Source organism: Lactobacillus sp. XV31L (genome assembly GCF_059900865.1).
Map to the genome: position 1 here is coordinate 86,084 of NZ_JBWXGC010000004.1, position 19,225 is coordinate 105,308.

At 44.8% G+C, this 19,225-nt stretch carries 16 protein-coding genes and 1 tRNA gene; 1 reads left to right on the forward strand and 16 read right to left on the reverse strand.

What is annotated here, in order from left to right; all coding sequences use genetic code 11:
• The first annotated feature begins 139 nt into the window (after positions 1-139).
• A complete protein-coding gene (locus AC2JF7_RS03830; RefSeq protein WP_500727270.1) occupies positions 140-1,147 on the forward strand; it encodes a choloylglycine hydrolase family protein in 1,008 nt (335 codons plus the stop codon).
• An 81-nt stretch (positions 1,148-1,228) separates the two neighbouring features.
• On the opposite strand, the gene AC2JF7_RS03835 is transcribed toward AC2JF7_RS03830, so the two are convergent.
• The 16 genes from AC2JF7_RS03835 to AC2JF7_RS03910 form a co-directional block, all read right to left on the reverse strand.
• Positions 1,229-2,149: a diacylglycerol kinase family lipid kinase gene (locus AC2JF7_RS03835; protein ID WP_500727272.1), complete on the reverse strand. Its 921-nt coding sequence runs from the start codon at positions 2,147-2,149 to the stop codon at positions 1,229-1,231.
• A 27-nt stretch (positions 2,150-2,176) separates the two neighbouring features.
• Positions 2,177-3,607, reverse strand: a complete 1,431-nt coding sequence (gatB, locus tag AC2JF7_RS03840) for an Asp-tRNA(Asn)/Glu-tRNA(Gln) amidotransferase subunit GatB (RefSeq protein ID WP_500727274.1) — start codon at positions 3,605-3,607, stop codon at positions 2,177-2,179.
• Between the two features lie 3 nt (positions 3,608-3,610).
• Positions 3,611-5,050, reverse strand: coding sequence for an Asp-tRNA(Asn)/Glu-tRNA(Gln) amidotransferase subunit GatA (gene gatA, locus AC2JF7_RS03845; RefSeq protein ID WP_500727275.1), 1,440 nt, complete (start codon positions 5,048-5,050; stop codon positions 3,611-3,613).
• The gene (gene gatC / locus AC2JF7_RS03850; RefSeq protein ID WP_500727277.1) at positions 5,050-5,352 is read right to left on the reverse strand and encodes an Asp-tRNA(Asn)/Glu-tRNA(Gln) amidotransferase subunit GatC; all 303 of its coding nucleotides are present in this window, start codon (positions 5,350-5,352) and stop codon (positions 5,050-5,052) included. The genes gatA and gatC overlap by 1 nt, the downstream gene beginning before the upstream one ends.
• A 12-nt stretch (positions 5,353-5,364) precedes the next feature.
• A complete protein-coding gene (locus tag AC2JF7_RS03855) occupies positions 5,365-6,504 on the reverse strand; it encodes a CamS family sex pheromone protein (protein ID WP_500727279.1) in 1,140 nt (379 codons plus the stop codon).
• Positions 6,505-6,517: 13 nt separating this feature from the next.
• Positions 6,518-8,530, reverse strand: a complete 2,013-nt coding sequence (ligA, locus tag AC2JF7_RS03860; RefSeq protein ID WP_500727281.1) for an NAD-dependent DNA ligase LigA — start codon at positions 8,528-8,530, stop codon at positions 6,518-6,520.
• A gap of 42 nt (positions 8,531-8,572) precedes the next feature.
• Positions 8,573-10,816 carry a DNA helicase PcrA gene (pcrA, locus tag AC2JF7_RS03865; protein WP_500727282.1) on the reverse strand — a complete coding sequence of 748 codons (2,244 nt, stop codon included), beginning with the start codon at positions 10,814-10,816 and terminating at the stop codon, positions 8,573-8,575.
• A 76-nt stretch (positions 10,817-10,892) separates the two neighbouring features.
• Positions 10,893-11,540 (reverse strand): glycoside hydrolase family 73 protein, encoded by a 648-nt coding sequence (locus tag AC2JF7_RS03870; protein WP_500727284.1) that lies wholly within the window; start codon positions 11,538-11,540, stop codon positions 10,893-10,895.
• 152 nt (positions 11,541-11,692) lie between these two features.
• A tRNA-Leu gene (locus AC2JF7_RS03875) sits at positions 11,693-11,778 on the reverse strand.
• A gap of 76 nt (positions 11,779-11,854) precedes the next feature.
• Positions 11,855-13,606, reverse strand: coding sequence for an ABC transporter ATP-binding protein (locus AC2JF7_RS03880; RefSeq protein WP_500727286.1), 1,752 nt, complete (start codon positions 13,604-13,606; stop codon positions 11,855-11,857).
• 65 nt (positions 13,607-13,671) lie between these two features.
• Positions 13,672-14,355: a MarR family winged helix-turn-helix transcriptional regulator gene (locus AC2JF7_RS03885; RefSeq protein ID WP_500727287.1), complete on the reverse strand. Its 684-nt coding sequence runs from the start codon at positions 14,353-14,355 to the stop codon at positions 13,672-13,674.
• 118 nt (positions 14,356-14,473) lie between these two features.
• On the reverse strand, positions 14,474-14,947 hold the full coding sequence (locus tag AC2JF7_RS03890; RefSeq protein WP_500727289.1) for a SprT family protein: 474 nt from the start codon (positions 14,945-14,947) through the stop codon (positions 14,474-14,476).
• 1 nt (position 14,948) lies between these two features.
• Complete coding sequence (locus AC2JF7_RS03895) at positions 14,949-15,647, reverse strand: glycosyltransferase family 32 protein (protein WP_500727291.1); 699 nt, start codon at positions 15,645-15,647, stop codon at positions 14,949-14,951.
• A 1-nt stretch (position 15,648) separates the two neighbouring features.
• Complete coding sequence (locus tag AC2JF7_RS03900; protein ID WP_500727294.1) at positions 15,649-17,079, reverse strand: oligosaccharide flippase family protein; 1,431 nt, start codon at positions 17,077-17,079, stop codon at positions 15,649-15,651.
• An 8-nt stretch (positions 17,080-17,087) separates the two neighbouring features.
• A complete protein-coding gene (locus tag AC2JF7_RS03905) occupies positions 17,088-18,230 on the reverse strand; it encodes a CDP-glycerol glycerophosphotransferase family protein (RefSeq protein WP_500727295.1) in 1,143 nt (380 codons plus the stop codon).
• A gap of 199 nt (positions 18,231-18,429) precedes the next feature.
• Entirely contained in the window at positions 18,430-19,194 is a 765-nt protein-coding gene (locus AC2JF7_RS03910; RefSeq protein ID WP_500727297.1) for a GntR family transcriptional regulator, read from the reverse strand.
• Positions 19,195-19,225 lie beyond the last annotated feature (31 nt).

Below are 19,225 nucleotides of genomic sequence, written 5' to 3' on the forward strand. Positions count from 1 at the left end.
AGTTTTTTTGTTTAAACAATGATTTACAGAGGAGGACGCATAAAAATCTTTTAGTTGATCATTCATAACGCTTGTAATAATAAATATATCAGCCTATAATTTCCTTATTATACATTTCAAAAAACAATGGAGGAAAAATATGATTGGCTGCAGCAGCTTCACAATGGAAACCAAGGACAAAAAGCACTTTTTATCGCGCACAATGGACTTTATGATGGAAATGGCAGAGCAAGTTGTCTTTACTCCCCAGAACAAGACCTTTGCTATTTCATACAAAAACAAGCAGGAAATCACCAGCCTTCATGCCTTCCTTGGCATGGGGATTATTCAGGAGTTTGACAACGCTCCCGTTACCTTTGACGGTGTAAACGATGCCGGTGTTACCGGCGCTGTCTTATACTTCCCCGGCTACGTTAGTTACGAAAAAGAAGCTGGCCAAAGCAAATGGGCCGTTTCGCCTGACAAGGTGATCTCAACAATCTTATCCCAGGCCGGCTCTCTAGCTGAAGTTGAAGACTTGTTCAAAAACAAGCTGGCAATTGTCAACGAGGCCAGTCCAACCTTGAAAATAGTTTCGCCTTTGCACTACATCTTCTCTGATACTTCAGGGGCCAGCATGATTATTGAATCCCAAGAAGACGGACTTCATATTATTAAAGATTCAATTGGAGTCATGACCAACAGTCCCGATTACCACTGGCACGAAACCAACTTGCGCAACTACCTTTCTGTGCGACCTAAGCAACACGACGATGTAGAATTTTTGGGCAAAACTTTAAAGCCTTTCAGTCAAGGTTCAGGTACTTTTGGCCTGCCGGGCGACTTCACCCCAGTATCCCGCTTTGTCAGGACGGCCTTCATGAAGAATAATGTAGAGCAGCCCCAAGACGAGATGGCCGCTGTCAGCCTCGCCCACCATATACTGGAATCCGTTAGCATTCCGCGCGGAATTGTCGTCACTACTGAAGACACCCTTGACTATACTTGTTATTCTGCCTATATCTGTGCTGAATCAAAAAGCTACTACTATTCCACTTATGGCAACCAGCGCATCAGGTGCATAAAGCTAACGCCGGAATTAGCCAAAGAAACTGATTACCGTCAGTTCAAGGTTAATCAAGACGAAGACATTGAATATCTAAACTAGCAAAAAAGAGGCGAATTGCCTCTTTTTTTGCTTTTAAAAATCAAAACAGGTACTTATTTACTAAGTACCTGTTTTATTACCTTATTCGCCAACATAGAATTCAATTCGCTCTTGCAAGTTTTTAAAAGTAACAGGGCAATAGTCGCCAATCTCGCCATCGAGGTTGACTGGCAGGTCCTGGCCAATACTCTTGCCTACCAGTTTAATCTTTAAACTAGTCGTTTTGGTGTAGATGATGTCAGGATCATCTACATGCTTGCCATTCATGGCCAGCGCCATCAACTTTAACAGCTTAACTGGATCAGCAGGTTTTACAATGATTAGCTGAAAGAGCCCATCACTGAGTTCAGCATCTGGCATAATCTGTTCAAAGCCGCCAATCGAATTGGTCATGCCAAGCAGCAGCATCGAGAGTTTGCCCTCATAGACGCCTTCATCATAGGTCAGCCGTAATTCGTTTTCAGTCAAGTGCGGCAGCATTTCAGCGCCCTTAATCAAGTAGGCCGTGTAGCCTAAAGCTGACTTGATTTCAGACGGTACGCCATAGGTCAACTCAGTTAGTGACCCACAGGCTGCAATATTGACAAAGTACTGTTCACCCTTGGTAAACATAGCTTGACCAATATCCATCTTGCGCGTTTTATTTTTTAAAACCACCTTGATAGCATCGCCAATATTGTCGCGCGGAATGTGCAAAGCACGGGCATAATCGTTGGTTGTGCCCGCTGGAATAATCGCCATCTTGGGTCTTTTCTCCAAAAAAGCAATGCCATTGACCACTTCATTGATCGTGCCGTCGCCACCTGCCGCAACAATCAGGTCAAAACCTTCCTGGGCCGCTCGGGTAGCTTCTTTTTGCGCACTCTGTTCTTGGGGCGTAGTTCTAAAGGCGCTTGCTTCATAACCCGCTTGTTCTAAAACATCCAATATATCGGCAACGTTTTTAGGCATCTGTTCGTGACCGGATACAGGATTATAAATCAATCTTGCTTTTTTAGTCATAGTTACTACCCTTTACTTAAAACTAACTTAGCGATTCTGCAATTCCTGGTTCAATAGCTGGTTGATCACCTTTGGATTGGCCTTGCCACGGGTCTGCTTCATGATTTGTCCAACCAAGAAGCCAATTGCCCGGTCCTTGCCGTTCTTGAAGTCCTCAACTGACTGCGGGTTCTTGTCAACTACTTCCTTGACCATCGGGGCCAAGACACTAGTATCAGAAAGCTGAACCATGCCCTGGTCTTCGACATACTTCTTCGGATCAGTGCCATTCTTAATTGTTTCGGCAAAGACCTTCTTGGCAATCTTGGACGAGATGGTCCCATCTTGAATCATCTTGATCATTGCAGCCAAGTGACTTGGCGTGAGCTTAATGTCAGCAAGGTCAACTCTGTTATCGTTCAAATAGCCATTAACCTGGGTATTCATCCAGTTGGCAGCTAGTTGCGGGTCAGCACCAGCTGCCACAGTTTGATCGTAAAAGTCTGAACTTTCCTTGTTTTGCAATAGAACTTGCGCATCGTAATCCTTGAGACCAAACTCACCGGTGTATTGCTGGTAGCGGTCTTCAGCCGGTCGCGGCAGCGTCTTTTTGATTTCATCAATCCAGTCTTGGCTGATGTGATCTGGAGCGATATCTGGTTCTGGGAAGTAGCGGTAGTCCGCATCGCCTTCTTTGACCCGCTCTAAAACCGTCTTACCTGTTGCTTCATCAAAGCGGCGAGTCGATATTTGCACCCGGCCACCAGACAGTAAGACTTGTTCTTGCCGCTTTTGCTCATAGGCCAGCGACTTGCGCACGTGCTCAAAGGAGTTCAGGTTCTTCATTTCGACCTTGGTGCCTAATTCTTTTTGGCCAGCTGGGCGAATGGAGATGTTGGTATCTACCCGCATTGACCCTTCTTCCATCTTAACGTCAGAAGCGCCCGTAAACTGAACAATCTTGCGCAGTTTTTCTAAATAAGCGTAGCCTTCATCTGGATCAGAAATTTCTGGTTCAGAAACCACTTCAAGTAGGGGCACGCCTTGTCGGTTCAAGTCAACATAGGAATAGCCGTTGGTGCCATGGGTGTTCTTACCAGCATCTTCTTCGATATGCATCTCGTGGATCCCAATCCGCTTTTTCTTGCCATGAACTTCAATTTCTACATAGCCATCGCGGGCTAGCGGTTCAAAGAACTGGGTAATCTGGTAAGCCTTGGGACTGTCAGGATAATAGTAGTTCTTCCGGTCAAAGTGGGTGGTTGGCAAGATATGTGCATGCGTTGCCAAGGCAACCATGATGCCTAAGCGGTAAACGTCCTTGTTGACGTATGGCAGAACACCCGGCATTCCCCAGTCAATCACGTTGGTCTCTGTGTTTGGCTTAGCACCATAGCTTACAGGTGAAGGTGAGAAAATCTTACTCTTTGTTTTTAATTCGAAGTGAACCTCGAATCCAATCGTTGATTTAAAATTCATCACTTAGTCCTCCATTCCAGATGGTGTTTGTTCATAGAACTTATTGCTGCGTTCAACAAAGTCAGCCACCTTGAAGATGCTGCCCTCGTCAAAGCGCTTAGCCATAACTTGCAGTCCAACTGGCATACCATCAACCAGACCAGCTGGCACGCTAGCTGCCGGTATCCCGGCCAAGTTGGCTGAAATGGTTAAAATGTCATTGTTGTACATCTTGATTGGGTCAGAAATTTCGCTGCCAATGTCAAATGCAGGTGTCGTTGTAGTCGGCCCAACAATCACGTCATGATCGGCAAAAATGCGGTCAAAGTCCTGACAAATTAATGTTCTAACCTTAGCTGCTTGCCTGAAGAAGCGGTCATATGAACCAGCAGACAGAGCAAAAGAGCCAAGTAAAATTCGGCGCTGTACCTCTTCGCCAAAGCCTTCAGAACGTGACTTAACGTATACGTCAAGTAGATCCTCAGCATTCTCAGAGCGGTAACCATAGCGAATACCATCAAACCGTTGCAGGTTGGACGAAGCTTCACTTGAAGCAATAATATAGTAGTCCGGTACCACATACTTGGTTAGTGGCAGCGATACTTCCGTAATCACTGCACCAGCATCTTTAAGGACATCAATCTGCTTTTGAATGGCTTGGTGCATGTCACCATCGACAGCATCCATGTATTCCTTAACCACTGCAACACGCAAGCCCTTAACGTCTTGACCAATGTACTTGGTAAAGTCTGGCACTGCCCTAGTTGAAAGGGTAGAATCGTGGTCATCGCTGCCGGCAATTACATTCAAAACTTGGGCAGAAGTCTTAGCCCGCTTGCTCATCACACCGATTTCATCAAGTGAGGAAGCAAAGGCAATCAGCCCCCACCGAGAAACGCGACCATAAGTTGGCTTAATACCAAAAATGCCATTAAAGGCAGCGGGCTGACGAATCGAACCTCCCGTATCAGATCCAAGAGATGCCACCACTTGACCTGAAGCCACAGCAACTGCAGACCCACCAGAAGAGCCACCAGGAACCTTGTCCAAATTCCAAGGGTTATGGGTAATGCCAAAGTATGAGTGTTCAGTCGAAGAACCCATCGCAAATTCATCCAAGTTGGTCTTACCAACCAAGGTTGCCTGGGCCTGCTTTAGCCGCTCAACCACGGTCGCATCATAAACTGGCATGTAATTATCCAGAATATGACTAGCTGCAGTCGTTTTTACATCCTTGGTAATGATATTGTCCTTAATCGCAATCGGAATACCTGCTAGCTTATTCTGGGCAAAGTCCAAGTCTTTAGCTGGCTGCGCATCTTCTTGCACCGTAATCCAAGCATTCAGTTTGCCATCAGTCTGCTTAATATTTGCAACTGTATCACCCACCAATTGGTCGGCTGACAATGACCCTTGGCCTAATTTTTTATTTAATGAGTCAATATCTTCATTTAAATAGTTCATTACTCATCCTCGTCTTTGTTAATAATTACCGGAACCTTGATAAAGCCGTTGGCTTGGTCTGGAACGTTCTTCATTAATTCAGTCCGGTCTTGCCAATGCTCTGGCTTGTCTTCACGGAAAACAGTGTCCCGGTCAACCACCTGGACAGTTTCCTCTACTCCATCGGTGTCAACTTCTGAAAGTTGGTCAGCCATATTAATAATTGAACTCATTTGTTCGGTCACTTGACCGATATTTCCTTCTTTGATCGCAAGCCGCGATAAAACCGCCACGTGCTTGATTGTGTCTTCTGTGATTTTCACAAAAATACCTCCTTATTCGCCGCCATAAATATGGACTTGATAACTACTATCGCCTGTTTCCTTGGCAACCAAAGCTTGAATGTCGTTAACAGAACCAATCTTTATTTCAATCGGTACGTCACTTGCCAAGTATTTTTTCGCTGTCGAAAGGACCAGCCTAGTAAAGCTCTGGATCTGTTCATACCCATAAAATTGGGTTGTGATCGCAATGTTTTCTTGGGCCAGCTTGCCATTTTCATAGCGTAAACTTGCAGTTACACCGCTGATATTCGGAAAATAATTCTGAATCGATTCTTTGAAACTATTGAAACTTGATGCATCACTGCTGTTGATGGCCTTTTTATTGCCAATTGTTGGCAGCACTTGGGCTTGGGTAGCAATAGTTTTCCATTTAGTTATTTTACTACTATTAGCGGCTGCTGTCCCGCTCAAAAAGTAAGTTCCAGAGACTAATGAGTCCCGACTTTCCTTGGCAAAAAGACCGATAGTAATTGGGATGTTTTTCAATGCCTTCTTTTTGCGCAATCGTGCCACCACTTGCTCAGCTGCTGCTTGACCATAACGCTTTTGCTGGGCCCGCGAAATTGCCATCTGATATTCAGGACCGTCCTTAGTCTTTTGGTAATAGTCGATTGAGTTAAGCGCAAGGCCAATGCTCATTCCGCCAATATGATAAGAAGAGCCCGATCCAGTCAGGTAGTCTTGCTCAATAATCTCTTCTAAATAGTAGGGCTGATAATTTTTCTTCGTGCCAGCGGCCGGATTAAGGCCAGCCGGATTAGACTTGGACTTGCGCTCCAGCCAGTCATTAGCAATAGTTGAGGATATATACTGTCCCTCTTGAAAGACATAGGAATTAGTCGAATATACACCATTGGAAATCTGGACTAAGCCCCGTTCAAGCTCACGCGTGTCAACCGAATTGTTGTTATTGGTTGCTGTCAGACCCGAAATTGGACTGGTAACGTAGTGACCATTCTTCAATAAAACAGTATAGCCATTATCGCCTGTATCAGTGGTTTGATAGGTTTTGGCAGGCGCATTAGATGACGTTTTGGCATTGTTTGCCAAGTTGGAATTTTTCAAATTTCCGCATGCAGTCAAGCTTAGGGATAGCCCCAGAAGCGCAAATAATTGCAAATATTTTTTCACTTTAATTGGTCCTTTATTTAAGCTGAGCGATTGCCTCTTCCTCAGTCAGCAACGCAACGCCCAGTTTCTGTGCCTTGTCAAATTTAGAGCCGGCATCCTGACCATAAATGACATAGTCTGTCTTGCCAGACACTGAACCAGTCACCTTCGCCCCCATTGACTGCAGTTTCTTAGTAAATTCACCGCGGGTGTAATGGGCAAGCGTACCAGTCAAGACAACGGTCTTATCCTTGAAGTAATTATCTGGAACTTCTGCGGCCGCTTCTGGGCTTGGCCCCAAATAATCCATGTTGACGCCGCTTTCTCTTAGCTCTTTGACCAGGTCCTTGACCTCATCTTGAGCAAAGTAGGTGGTCATTGACTCGGCAATCGTCATCCCTATTGTAGCGATTGCTGCTAGTTCTTGCACGTCTGCGGCCATAATCTTTGTCATATTTTTAAACTTTTGGGCAATTAACCGGGCTGCCTTTGAGCCCACATGATCAATTCCCAAACCAGTCAGCAAAAGCTCAACAGAATTCTTCTTCGAATTATTAATCGCCGTCAAAAGGTTGTTGATAGCCTTATCCTTAAAGTGGTCCAGCTGCTCTAAGTCGCTTGCCTTTAGATGATAAAGGTCAGCCACATTGTGGACTAAGTCGTGGGCAATAAGCTGGCGCACAATCTTAGGTCCCAGACCATCAATATTCATTGCTGGCCGCGAGGCAAAGTGGGTAATCCCCTCTTCAATTTGAGCTGGACAAGATGGGTTGACGCACCGCAATGCAACTTCATCTTGCAAGTGGATCAGCTTTTCGCCACACGACGGACAGGTAGTTGGAATTGGATAAGGGGCTGCATCTTTAGGTCGCTTAGCCAGAACAACTTCAGAAATTTCTGGAATAATATCGCCCGCTTTATGCAGCATAACGGTGTCGCCAATTCTAACATCCTTTTCTTGAAGCAAGTCGGCGTTATGCAAGACAGCATGCGAAACAGTAGTACCAGCAAGCTGTACCGGATCCATAATCGCGGTTGGCGTTACAACGCCCGTTCGGCCAACCGTCCACTTGATCTCGTGCACGACTGTTTCCTGCTCCTCTGGTGGAAACTTGTAGGCAATCTCCCAGCGCGGGATCTTAACCGTATTTCCCAGGTCCTTTTGCAAGTTCAAGTCGTCAACCTTGAGGACGATGCCGTCAATGCCATAATCCAGTGCGTCACGCTTGGCTGTGTACTCATCAACAAAGGCAAATATCTCATCCAAATTAGCCAACTTACGGCCTGTCTGGTTGGTATGAAAGCCCAGCTTCTGCATTTCAGCAACCGCTTGGTGTTGGCTGGTAATTTCTTCAGGTGGATTGACCCAAGTATAAATAAAGGTGCTTAAATGACGGTGCTTGGTTACACTAGCGTCAAGCTGGCGCAGGGATCCTGCTGCAGCGTTACGCGGGTTAGCAAAGACGGGTTCGCCCTTTTCATCGCGCTCTGCATTTAACTTGGCAAAAGATTCCTTGCCCATGTAGCATTCACCCCGGACCTCAGTAGTCAATTTTTCTGGTAATTCCTGGGGGATATCTGCAATGTAGCGAGCATTGGCCGTCACATCTTCGCCTACTAAACCATTACCCCGAGTTGAGGCCCGCGTTAGTTTTCCTTCAGTGTATTCTAGGTTGATTGACAGACCATCAATCTTAAGTTCGACATTGTAGGCAACTGGATGACCAACCTGCTTTTGCACCCGATCATCAAACTCCCGCAACTCTTCTTTAGAAAAAACGTCACCCATTGAAAGCATCGGAATCTTGTGCGTGACTTTGGTAAACTCACTATCAATCTCGCCACCGACGCGCTGCGTGATTGAATCTTGCGTGACCAGTTGCGGAAACTGCTGCTCGAGCTCAACCAAGCGGTTGTACTTTTGGTCGTAGACATTGTCTTCAACTTCCGGTGCATCTTTTGAATAGTATGCGTCTGCCCACTCATCGAGTTTGTCTCTGAGTGCAGCAACTTCCTTTCTGGCTTCATCAAGAGTTAATTCTGCCATTTTTTGCCTCCAGACTATACTTAACTTTACTCGTTGCTTTTATTATACCTTTTTGATCGGAGCAAAGGCTGCTAAAAGTCGCTTAATCCCCTTGTCTTTAAAGGCAATGTCAAGCTCCATATCTTCACCTTGGCCATTGACCTTGACTACAACGCCGCGGCCCCAGGCCTTATGTTCAACCTGATCGCCCGTATTCCAGCCCTTCTTTTCTGCACCAATGGCTCCAGCTGCTTTAATGCGCGAAGTATAAACTTGAGCACGTGCCCGCTCATCTTTATTGGCAAAGGGTGCCGTTTGCACCTCAAAGCTAGCAGAAGCAAAGTTATCCTGAATGGCATTTTCCATGTCTACGTCCTCAGATTCAATTTCTTCCAAAAATCTTGAGGGCGGATTATTCTGCATCCGACCATACATCATACGCGAATACGCATTAGTCAAAAACAACTTACGTTTGGCTCGCGTGATACCAACATAGGCTAGACGACGTTCTTCCTCAAGTTGGTCATCTTCCATCAAAGCACGTGACAGCGGAAAGAGTCCGTCTTCCATGCCCACCAAGAAGACCACGGGAAATTCCAAACCTTTGGCCGCATGCAGAGTCATTAAAGCAACCTGGTCATCATTATTTTCTAAGTCATCCTGGTCACTTAAAAGCGAAACTTCAGCCAAGAAGTCACTAAGCGCATTTTCATCATCGCTATCATCATCAAGCTGATCATCAAAACGCTTGGTCACAGAAAGAAACTCGTCCAAGTTTTCTAGCCGCGTCTCAGCTTCAATTGTATGTTCAGCCTTTAATGCCTTTGTGTAATCAAAGTCTTGCAAAATCTTTTCTGTTAGTCCAGTTACGCTGTGATCTGATGCATACTTGATTGAATCGCGCAATTTAGCGCCAAAATCACCCAGCTTGCCAGCAACACGAGTTGACAACCCCGACATGTTAATATGACTGAAAGCGTCCAGCAGAGTCAAATTGTTATTTTGGGCAAAAGTCATAAACTTTTCTACGCTGACCTGCCCAATGCCCCGTTTAGGCGTGTTGACAATCCGGTTGAAACTAATCGTATCACTGGGGTTGGCCACCAGCTTGAGGTAGGCCATAATATCCATGATTTCTTTACGGTCGTAAAACTTATGACCACCAACAATCTGGTAAGGAACATTTGATTTTACGAAGGCCTCTTCAACGGTTCGGGACTGGGCGTTGGTCCGGTACAAAACAGCAAAATCCTTGTAAGAATACTTCTTTTGCTCAACTTCTTCTTGAATCTTGCTAATGATAAAGTGGGCTTCGTCATCACCGCTTTGGGCCCGGTAATATGTTACCTTGGCACCCTCACCCTGGTCAGTCCACAAGTTCTTGTCCTTGCGGTTGTAATTATTTTTAATTACAGCATTGGCTGCTGCTAAAATATGACCAGTTGAACGGTAGTTTTGTTCCAACTTGACCGTTTGCACGCCATCATTCTTGTAGTCTTGCTCAAAGTTCATGATGTTTTCCATATTGGCACCGCGCCAGCCATAGATCGACTGGTCCGCATCGCCCACAACGCAAATATTTTTGTATTGTGCAGCCAAGTCGTGACAGAGCTCGTATTGTGCCTGGTTGGTGTCCTGGTACTCATCAACCAGCAAGTAGCGAAATTTGTTCTGGTAATAGTGCAATACATCTGGCGCCTGCTTAAACAAGACCAGAGTTTGCATAATCAGGTCGTCAAAGTCCATGATCTGATCGTGCTTTAAGCGGGCTTGATACTCGTGATAAACTTGCGCAGCCACCTTGTCAAAAGGAGTGGAACTGCTAGCTTCAAAGGCCTTGGGCGTCAACAAGTCATTTTTGGCATTAGAAATTGCCGATAAGATTCCGCGCGGCTCGTACATCTTGGGATTAATGTTGAGGTCACGCTCAATATGCTTGACCAGCGTCAATTGCTCAGCCGAATCTGCTATGGAAAAGTTACGGCTATAACCAATTTTCTCGCTGTCACGGCGCAAAATACGCACGCACAACGCGTGAAAAGTTGACATCCAAATACTATCAGCCTGAGGTCCTAGCAACTGGTGCTCACGCTGGCGCATTTCACTAGCAGCCTTATTGGTAAAAGTAATGGCCAATATATTCCAAGGCAGAACCCCTTTTTCATCCACCAAGTAGGCGATACGTCTGGTCAATACAGAAGTCTTACCAGAACCCGCACCAGCAACCACAAGTAGTGGCCCCTCGGTTATCTTGACGGCCTTTTTTTGTTGCGGGTTTAACCCAGCAAATATCGATTCTTCGCTCATTCTTATTCCCTTCACCAAAACTTTATAACTATCTAATTGTACCAAAAAAGAAGGCAACATTTTTACCAGGTGCCTTTTATTTGTCAAAGCGGTCAAGGTGATATTGTTCAATCAACTTGATCACTTTCTCTGCGTAATTCGGGTCCGTTGCATAGCCGTCCTTGACCAGGGCATAGGCTTGCTTTCCATAATTTTTAGCCGCTAGAACATGCTTATACTGCTGTGCGTCCCAGCTAGTCCCCTTCTGAAAGAGGCGAGCGTGTGCTCGAATTGAAGCCTCATAAGAATCATAAATTTGAAAGCGGGCCTTGACCACAATCCATTTGCCCTTCTCATATTCCTTGGTCGTTAAAACAGCAGACGTGTTAGGGTTGCTACCCTTGACCCCAAAAAGATTATTGTATTTCTGGGAGAGACTGCTTTGTCCATAGTCGCTTTCCAGGCAGGCTTGGGCAATCGTAATGCTAGGCAATAGTTCAAAGGACTTGTTGACCTCGCGGGCAATTGGCCCAATCTCACTGATAAAGGCCTTGTGCTGTCTGATTACTTTCTGCCTGGCTTCTTGGCGAGCCAGTTGTTCTTGCCTAATCTGCTCAGATTGGATTGCTTGTCGCCGGTAATAGCGAAAAGCAGCAAATGCAACAATTAGGAGGAACAAGATGATGAACGTGCGAACGATAATTTGCCAATTAGATTGTTTCCTGCGCTTGCGTTTTCTTGCCATAAAATACCCTTTGTTTCTAAAGTTAATACTCTAAGTATAACCTCTCCCGCAGTTAAATTATGCAATGTAATTAATTTTTAAAATAAAAAGGCATTCTCAAGCAGAATGTCCTTTAGATATTAAAAAATGGAGCCAAGGCTCCATTCAATTAGTGCGGGCAAGAAGACTCGAACTTCCACGATCAAAAAACGATCACAAGATCCTTAGTCTTGCGCGTCTGCCATTCCGCCATGCCCGCAAATACATTCATTACTATACCCCAAAAGCAGGTTGAGCACAAGACTTTTAGGCGGATTTTTTTGCAATAATTGCCTCTAGTCAACCATCTGTTCGTTTACATAGCGGGCATACAAACCATGCTTTTGCATCAGTTCACGATGCGTCCCATGCCCAGTGACACGGCCGTGTTCAATAAAGTAGATTTGATCAGCATTAACAATTGTTGATAACCGGTGGGCAATCACCAGCGTTGTTCGGTTAACCATTAGTTGGTCAAGTGCCCTTTGGACTTGCCCTTCTGATTCGGAGTCAAGACTAGCAGTTGCCTCATCTAGCATTAAAATTTGGGGATCACGCAAGAAGGCTCGGGCAATCGCCAAACGCTGTTTTTGGCCGCCAGAAAGTTTAATGCCCCGCTCACCAATCTCTGTTTCCAGTTGTTGGGGAAAGGCCCGCACAAATTGGTCGGCAAAGGCCAGCTTAAGTCCTTCCCACAAGCGGTCATCTGCTAATTCCTGACTCAGACCGTAGAGCAAGTTAGCGCGAATAGTCCCTGAAAAAATGGCACTGTCTTGGGACACATAGCCTATTTGCGAACGCCATTCACAAAGGGCAATGTCTTGAATGTTGTCCTGGCCTACTTTGATTTTTCCACTATCGGGCTGGTAGAAGCGCTCCAGCAGGGCAAAAATTGTTGACTTGCCGGCTCCACTCGGGCCAGCAAAGGCAACTACCGAATTGGGCTTTGAAACAAAGGAAATATCATGCAAGACTTCCTCGCCAGTTGGGTAGCTAAAACTGACATGTTCGACTGCCAGGGTCTTATTGTCAAGTGCTAAGGCGCGGCCACTTGTGTTTTCTTCAGGCGCAAGGCGCAAGATCAACTGAATTCGCTGAGTTGACCCCAATGCCTTTTGGACCTGGGAGAAGAAGCTGGCAAAGGTGGCAACAGGAGCAATCACATTAAACAAGTATAGCAAAAATGCAACTAAGGACCCGCTGGTTAACGTTCCTTGACCAACCCGGATGATTCCAAAGGCCAAAATACCCATGAAGGTAGCAGTCATCAAGGTAGTCATGATTGGCTGCAAAATCGCTTCTACTCGAGCATCAACGATTCCAATTGCAAAAATTTTTTCAATCAGCTTGTCGCCGCGCTTTTCCTCATATTTTTCCCCATTGCTAGCCTTAATTAGGCGGACATCAGACATCTTCTCACTGACATCGCCGCTGAGTTCGGCGGTGGCACCCTGGCGTTTGCGACCCAAACGGGCCATAATGCGGCCAATTGGCAGCAAAACCAAGACGACCACTGGCACAATTGTGAACATTAGTGCCGCCATCTGCCAATCCATTACAAACAGGATCACTATAGAAAACAACAATTGCAATGCACCCGTGATAAAGTTGGGGAACTGTTCTGCAACCAATCCTTTAATAATCTCAGTATCATTAACAAGCCGCGAACTGCTTTCTCCAGCCTTATTTTCATCAAAATAAGAAACGGGCAAGCTGAGTAAGTGGTGCCACAGTTTGCTGCGCAGACTCTTGACGACGCTTTCGCCAAAATAGCGCAATATAAAACCACTTAAAGTGCCTATAACTAGTTGGGCTATAAAAACAATAACCAAGATAGTTGTGCTGGTGTAATTCAACTCGTCCCACCTGCTTGTGTCAACAAGATTCCGCGTTAATAGTGGCAAGGCCAAATTAGCAGCGCTGGTAACCAAACTGAACAACAAGCCTAGCACAAATAGAATCCGGGGAACCGACAATTGCTTCAACAAGTGGAAAAAATCGCGCAATCTCACTGTTTTAGGTTCAGTCTTAAGTGACTTGAATGCCATGCTAGTTACCAACTTTCATTAATCTAAAGAAGAAGTTTCTCAGCTTTTGAAAAACTTCTTTCTCCTTACTTTAATCCGTCTTCTTTATCATTATCCCAAAAGTCACTCCAAAAGTCGTGATTATAATGGTGCATCTTACTATAGTGGTGATACTTTTCTCTCAAGGCATCGCGGTCAAAGTCAACTGGATAATCACGGCGGGCATGCATGCGGCAATGATCTGGCATTGTGCTCGAAGTCCAACCATGTTTTTGTCGATATTCATGCCATTTGGCCATTGCCTTCATGCGCGAGGCCGGATCGATAAACCGTTGCGCATACTCTCTAAAATCATCGTCCCATCCAGCTGCAATCTTTTCTAGATAGTGGCTGAATTCAGCCTGCTCTTCTGTAGTAAGACCAGCAAAAAAGGCAGCAGTATCCTTGTTTTTCTCTAACTCTTCAAGCTGGTTAGCGGCTGTTTGTCCTTCTTTAGTCAGGTAAACCCGTTTCACTCGCTTGTCTTGATCATCAGTAGCCCGCCGAATGACGCCCTTGACTTCCATCTTTTTTAGTAATTCAGCTAAAGAACCTGGTTTAAGGGCCAGGATTTCAGCCAAGTAGTTCTGGGTTAGTCCATCTTCTAGTTTGAGCACGGCTAGTACCCGTTTTTGTCCAGAAATCGGCTGCTTGTTCTTAAACATAAAATAGCGGCTGGCCCGCATAATAAAATCAAATTGTTTCATTAAGTTATCGCTTGTTTGACTCATTGTAAAGCTCCTTTGGTAATTGTTTTTTTAAATTAGTTAGGTACCTAAACTTTATACCAAAATTATAGCCTGGTCCTTAGTCAGTTGTCAAACAAAGTTAACTATCAGCTTTTCTGGTTCACGGCTTGGAATTGCAGGTAAGCTGGTGGCTGTACTTGAGCTTGCCACCACATTTGCCACAGGCATAATGGTGCACATCGATATGACGCACCCGCCAAAAGGTTTGCCCGCACTTTTGGCAAGTGTAGCTGTACCTGGGTGATTGCCGACGGTTGAGGCCGATATCTGGCGTATAGCGCGACCCACCCACTTGCTTCAAAAGGGCCTTAAAGTCGCGGTTACGATGGCGAAAACCTTGCCGGGTCAGGTGCAAGTGGTAGTGCGTCAATTCATGCTTAATGATGCCAATGAGTTCAGCGCGGTATTGGGACGCCAAGAAATGGGCATTAATTTCAAGGTGGTGGTCTTGGAGGTGGTAGCGCCCTCCCGTTGTAGTCATGCGCTGGTTAGTCGTAACTTTATGTGTAAAGGGACGACCAAAGTACTGCAGCGAGACCTGCTCGACCAGTTTTTGTAATTCTTCTGCTGTCATCTTACCTGAAAACCTTAGCATAAAGAGCTGCTTCAGCAGGCGTTTTTATCCGTACCTTAAGAGCCGTCACCAGTTTACGTTTGAGCGGTTTGGCACCCTCCATCCAGGTACCCGTGAAGACATGAATAGTCTTGGATTGAGCAGACGGATTGCACAAGATACCATCGGGATAAAGGTGAATGCCATCTTTTAATAGCTGTTCCTGGTTGTTAGGGACAGCGCCGTATTTGCTTTTTAACAAGCCAGAAACAGATACCGTATTGACGCCAGCCATTTGATCTTGGCTATCAAAGGTGAAATCACGATCATCGTAGTAGTCAAGCATATCGTGCAAAAGTGGGTGCTTGGGCTCAGCACCAAATACTGCTGTAAAGGGATTGGCCGGATTTTCAAAGCCGACAAAGGCCGAATTAGCAAGCAGACTGGTCAGGTTGTCTAAAACTAAAACATCAGTATCTAAATAGATACCGCCCATCTCATAAACAGCCTTGGCTCTAATATAGTCTGAAACAAAGGCCCACTTCTGCGCGTGATAGGCTTGTTCAACATACTTGTTTTCATGAATGTCAAAGTTCTGCTCGTTCCACTCGATAATTTGGTAGTCAGATAGGTGCTGGCTCCAAGTCCTCATGCAGCGCTGAATGTTTTTAGGTTTGGGCTTACCGCCCACCCAGACGTAGTGGATAATTTTGGGAATCATTTTAACCTCGTGTAAAAAATTTCTTGAATAACGTAATTATATCTTGGTTAAAGTCGAGCTTTAATATAAACATGAGCGCAATGTACAGAACCAACATGATGATGGACTTAAGTGCCATGTTGAAAAAGGCTGAAGGCAGCATCTGCGGCAACAACATCCCGATAGTTAAAACCACAAGTGAGATTAACAGATACTTGGGGACTTCACGGAAAGAATACCTGAAGTCATAGCCATCGCGCACAATCCACAGGCGCAATAATAAAACAATCAGCTCCGTTAGCAAAATTGCAATCATAGCACCGGTGGCGCCATACCACTGGTCAAGAAAGTAACTCAAAACCACTTCTAAGATCGCCCCAATAATTACGGGAATGGCATAGTCACGGTCACGGTGGTTGGCTAGTGCAAATTGATTGGCAAAAACCCCACCCATGGGAATCATGATAATGGTTAAGGCAAAAAAGAACATCAGCGGCGTCATCGGAATATACTTGTGGCCAAAGAAAAACGGGACAAATTCCTTGGTGTTGGCCATGATAATCACGGCAAAAATACTTCCCAGCATGACTGTAGCCTCAAGCGACTTCTTCAATATCACCCTTTGCTGGTCCTTGCCCTCCCCGGCCATCTTGGGCATGATCACCAGCGAGATGCTAGTCACAATGCCCAAAACCATATTAGAAATTCGTTGCGAGTTATCATAAAAGGCTACTTGGGTTGAATTTTGAAAGAGTCCTAACAGTGGTTTGTCTAGCGAGGTATAGATCTGTGTAGCAATCTGGGGAATTAACAGCGTGATGATTGCTTTAATGGTCGTTTGGTACTTATAAAAGTGCTTAACGGGCCCGTCCACGTAGCGGTGAATATCAAACCAAAAGACGAAGGAACCCAGCATAGTTGAAACTGACATGATGAGCATGTACTTCCACAAGTCCCCCGGACTTTTGACCCAGAGCAAAATTAGTACAACTGATACTAGCTTGACTGCTGTGTTTTTCACAACGACTCGGCCAAAGGCTGCCAACCCCTGAAAGAACCAAGAAATGTCTACTTGCGCTGAGACTAGATAAGGCACCATAAGCAAAAGATAGTTCCAGTACCGCATCTGGAACAAGCTGGCCACACTGGCCACCAAAATAATAGTTGCCAACCCTGCCAAGGCCTGAAAGTACCACAAGCCCCAAAAGGCCTCAGTCAAATCAGCTCTAGTACCAGAAGCCCGCGTTTGCGAAATAGTCCTCATCCCAATATAGGAAATTGACAACGTACAAAAGATCATCAAAAACTGCACAATGTTGTTGACGTTGCTATAAATGCCATAGGTCTTGGGACCCAGTACTCTTGACAAGTAAGGAACCGTAATTAAGGGCACAAGAACAAGAAAGATTTGGTAAACCGCATTATATAAAATATTTAGAAAAGTTCGTTTCACAATTCCCCTTATCCTTCCTTGGTCATCCAGAAAAAAATTTGGTCACAAGCAGATTCGCCCTGCATTTGATTGGTCAGATCACGCCAGTATTGCCGCGCCTTTTGATTAGTATCCGGAGCTGCTAAGGCCGCCAACAACTCCTTTTGCGATTGCACGCAAGGACCTGGTACTACCTGGTCATAGGGGCCGATCAGCAGTCCTCGCGTTTTTTCATATTGGGATAAATAATTGGTTAAAAAGATAATTGGCCTGTCTAAGTTCAAGTAGTCAAAATACACCGACGAAAAGTCGGTCATCATGAAGTCAGTATCCCCTAGCAACTCATATAGGTCATAGTCATGGTCAAACAGATAGTCATTATTTAAGAAGCAAATATTAGAGAATTGGCTGTTCAAGTCGCCAACAAGCCGCATTTCATAAGGATGCAGCTTGACAATTAAGTATTGGTGCCTTGCCCTTAATCCTTTGTTGAGAACTGAACCATCAAAGTCATCAAGAGCCAAAAAGTTGCCGGCCTTTATCCGGTCCATGAGCTGGTCATCTGCCATTTCATAGCGAAAGGTTGGCAAATAAATGCCAATCTGGGCCTGGTCATCTTCTTGACCAAACAAGTCCCCTAACAATTGGGATTTGCTAACCACTGGCTTGCTTAGTGCATCTAAACGAGGAAAGCCCAGTCTTTGATACTTACCCGCTGCAATAGCCGTACAAGCACTCATGAGTGTTTCATACAGGTCTGAACTCGAGCATACCACGTTAGCGTTACTTTGCCAAAGGCGCGCATTGCGGCGATTGTCGCGATCCTTAGTGTTGTTAGCCATGATGCCCATCCGCTTGAGCGGGATCCCATGCCAAAATTCAATACTGACTTGGCCAGGGTGAATTTTAAAGGGCGAATGGGTGGTCAAGACAAACTTGGCTGCGCCAATTTTGCGCCAAGTGGTGAATGACAAATGCGCTGAAGGCCACGGCTCAACAATAGTTACATTATAGTCAGGGTGGTGGTGCTTCATGTATTTGGCAAACAAATAGCCATTTGAGCCTGACCGTCCAGCACCATTTAAAACCACAATGCTTTTTTCGTTAATCTTGGTCAACCGCGCGCCCAATTTCATCAAACGCAAGTATAGCCGAAACAAAAAATTCTTCATTATTAATTTCCCCAATTTCTACTTAATATAAGGGTACAGAAAAAGCTTGAGAAAACTCAAGCCCTTTTGTCTTATTTTTTAATTTTTTAATGAATGAATGGTTTATATTGGCATTAGCCAGTAAATCAATCTTCAGATCCATGTTAAACACATGAAGCCGCAATAATTTTCTTTACTGGTAAACCACAAAAATTTACTTCTATAACAGGCGTTTGTCATTAAAATGGACTTTACTGTCTGCCGTTAAATCAATTGTGTAGGTCATTTCATCACCACGCACAACATAATGTGAAAATTCAAGCGGTTGCTCGAACTGATTATAGACAGTCTTATTAACATCAAACAAAGGCACAACTTCACTTAACTTAAGCAATTCACTCTGTTTTTTATTCGGTAAAACAGTCCCAATCTCACGGAAAGCGCTGGTTGGAATTTCGTGATACTTCCGTTCAAGATACTCGTAAAGGGATGTGACAGACTCAATTTTAACTAACAAATCAGGAAAGCGTGCTGCTGAAAGCCAAGCCTCATCAATTGCAATGGGAATATCTTCAATTTCTGAAAGGCGCTTAATATAAATTAAATCTGCTTGTTCAGATAAGGAAAGTGCTTTAGACACAGCGGGATTTTGTAAAATTTCACGTTTAATAATAACTTGCTTATTCTTTTTATCCCGCGAAAGAGCAAATTCTGAAAATCCTTCAATTTTCTCCAGTTTACCATTCATCTTGCTTATATTAACGTATGAGCCCTTACCCTGAATAGTGGCAATCATCCTTTCATCAGTTAACAATTTGAGCGCTTTACGTATAGTGATTCTGCTCACTTGATACTTTTCACACAAGTATTGTTCACTTGGCAATTTTTGATTAGGCTGTAATTTACCCACTTGAATCTGCCTCTTGAGATCAAGATAAACCTTTTTGTAAAGCGGTACAGCGGCAACTATCTTATCGGAATTCATTTCAACACTCCCTCATTGCCTCAATATTACT

Bases quoted from the DNA above. Each gene is read 5' to 3' on its own strand.
- AC2JF7_RS03830 (WP_500727270.1), top strand. From the start codon at position 140: ATGATTGGCTGCAGCAGCTTCACAATGGAAACCAAGGACAAAAAGCAC.
- AC2JF7_RS03835 (WP_500727272.1), bottom strand. From the start codon at position 2,149: ATGACTAAAAAAGCAAGATTGATTTATAATCCTGTATCCGGTCACGAA.
- gatB (WP_500727274.1), bottom strand. From the start codon at position 3,607: ATGAATTTTAAATCAACGATTGGATTCGAGGTTCACTTCGAATTAAAA.
- gatA (WP_500727275.1), bottom strand. From the start codon at position 5,050: ATGAACTATTTAAATGAAGATATTGACTCATTAAATAAAAAATTAGGC.
- ligA (WP_500727281.1), bottom strand. From the start codon at position 8,530: ATGGCAGAATTAACTCTTGATGAAGCCAGAAAGGAAGTTGCTGCACTC.
- pcrA (WP_500727282.1), bottom strand. From the start codon at position 10,816: ATGAGCGAAGAATCGATATTTGCTGGGTTAAACCCGCAACAAAAAAAG.
- AC2JF7_RS03870 (WP_500727284.1), bottom strand. From the start codon at position 11,540: ATGGCAAGAAAACGCAAGCGCAGGAAACAATCTAATTGGCAAATTATC.
- AC2JF7_RS03880 (WP_500727286.1), bottom strand. From the start codon at position 13,606: ATGGCATTCAAGTCACTTAAGACTGAACCTAAAACAGTGAGATTGCGC.
- AC2JF7_RS03885 (WP_500727287.1), bottom strand. From the start codon at position 14,355: ATGAGTCAAACAAGCGATAACTTAATGAAACAATTTGATTTTATTATG.
- AC2JF7_RS03890 (WP_500727289.1), bottom strand. From the start codon at position 14,947: ATGACAGCAGAAGAATTACAAAAACTGGTCGAGCAGGTCTCGCTGCAG.
- AC2JF7_RS03895 (WP_500727291.1), bottom strand. From the start codon at position 15,647: ATGATTCCCAAAATTATCCACTACGTCTGGGTGGGCGGTAAGCCCAAA.
- AC2JF7_RS03905 (WP_500727295.1), bottom strand. From the start codon at position 18,230: ATGAAGAATTTTTTGTTTCGGCTATACTTGCGTTTGATGAAATTGGGC.
- AC2JF7_RS03910 (WP_500727297.1), bottom strand. From the start codon at position 19,194: ATGAATTCCGATAAGATAGTTGCCGCTGTACCGCTTTACAAAAAGGTT.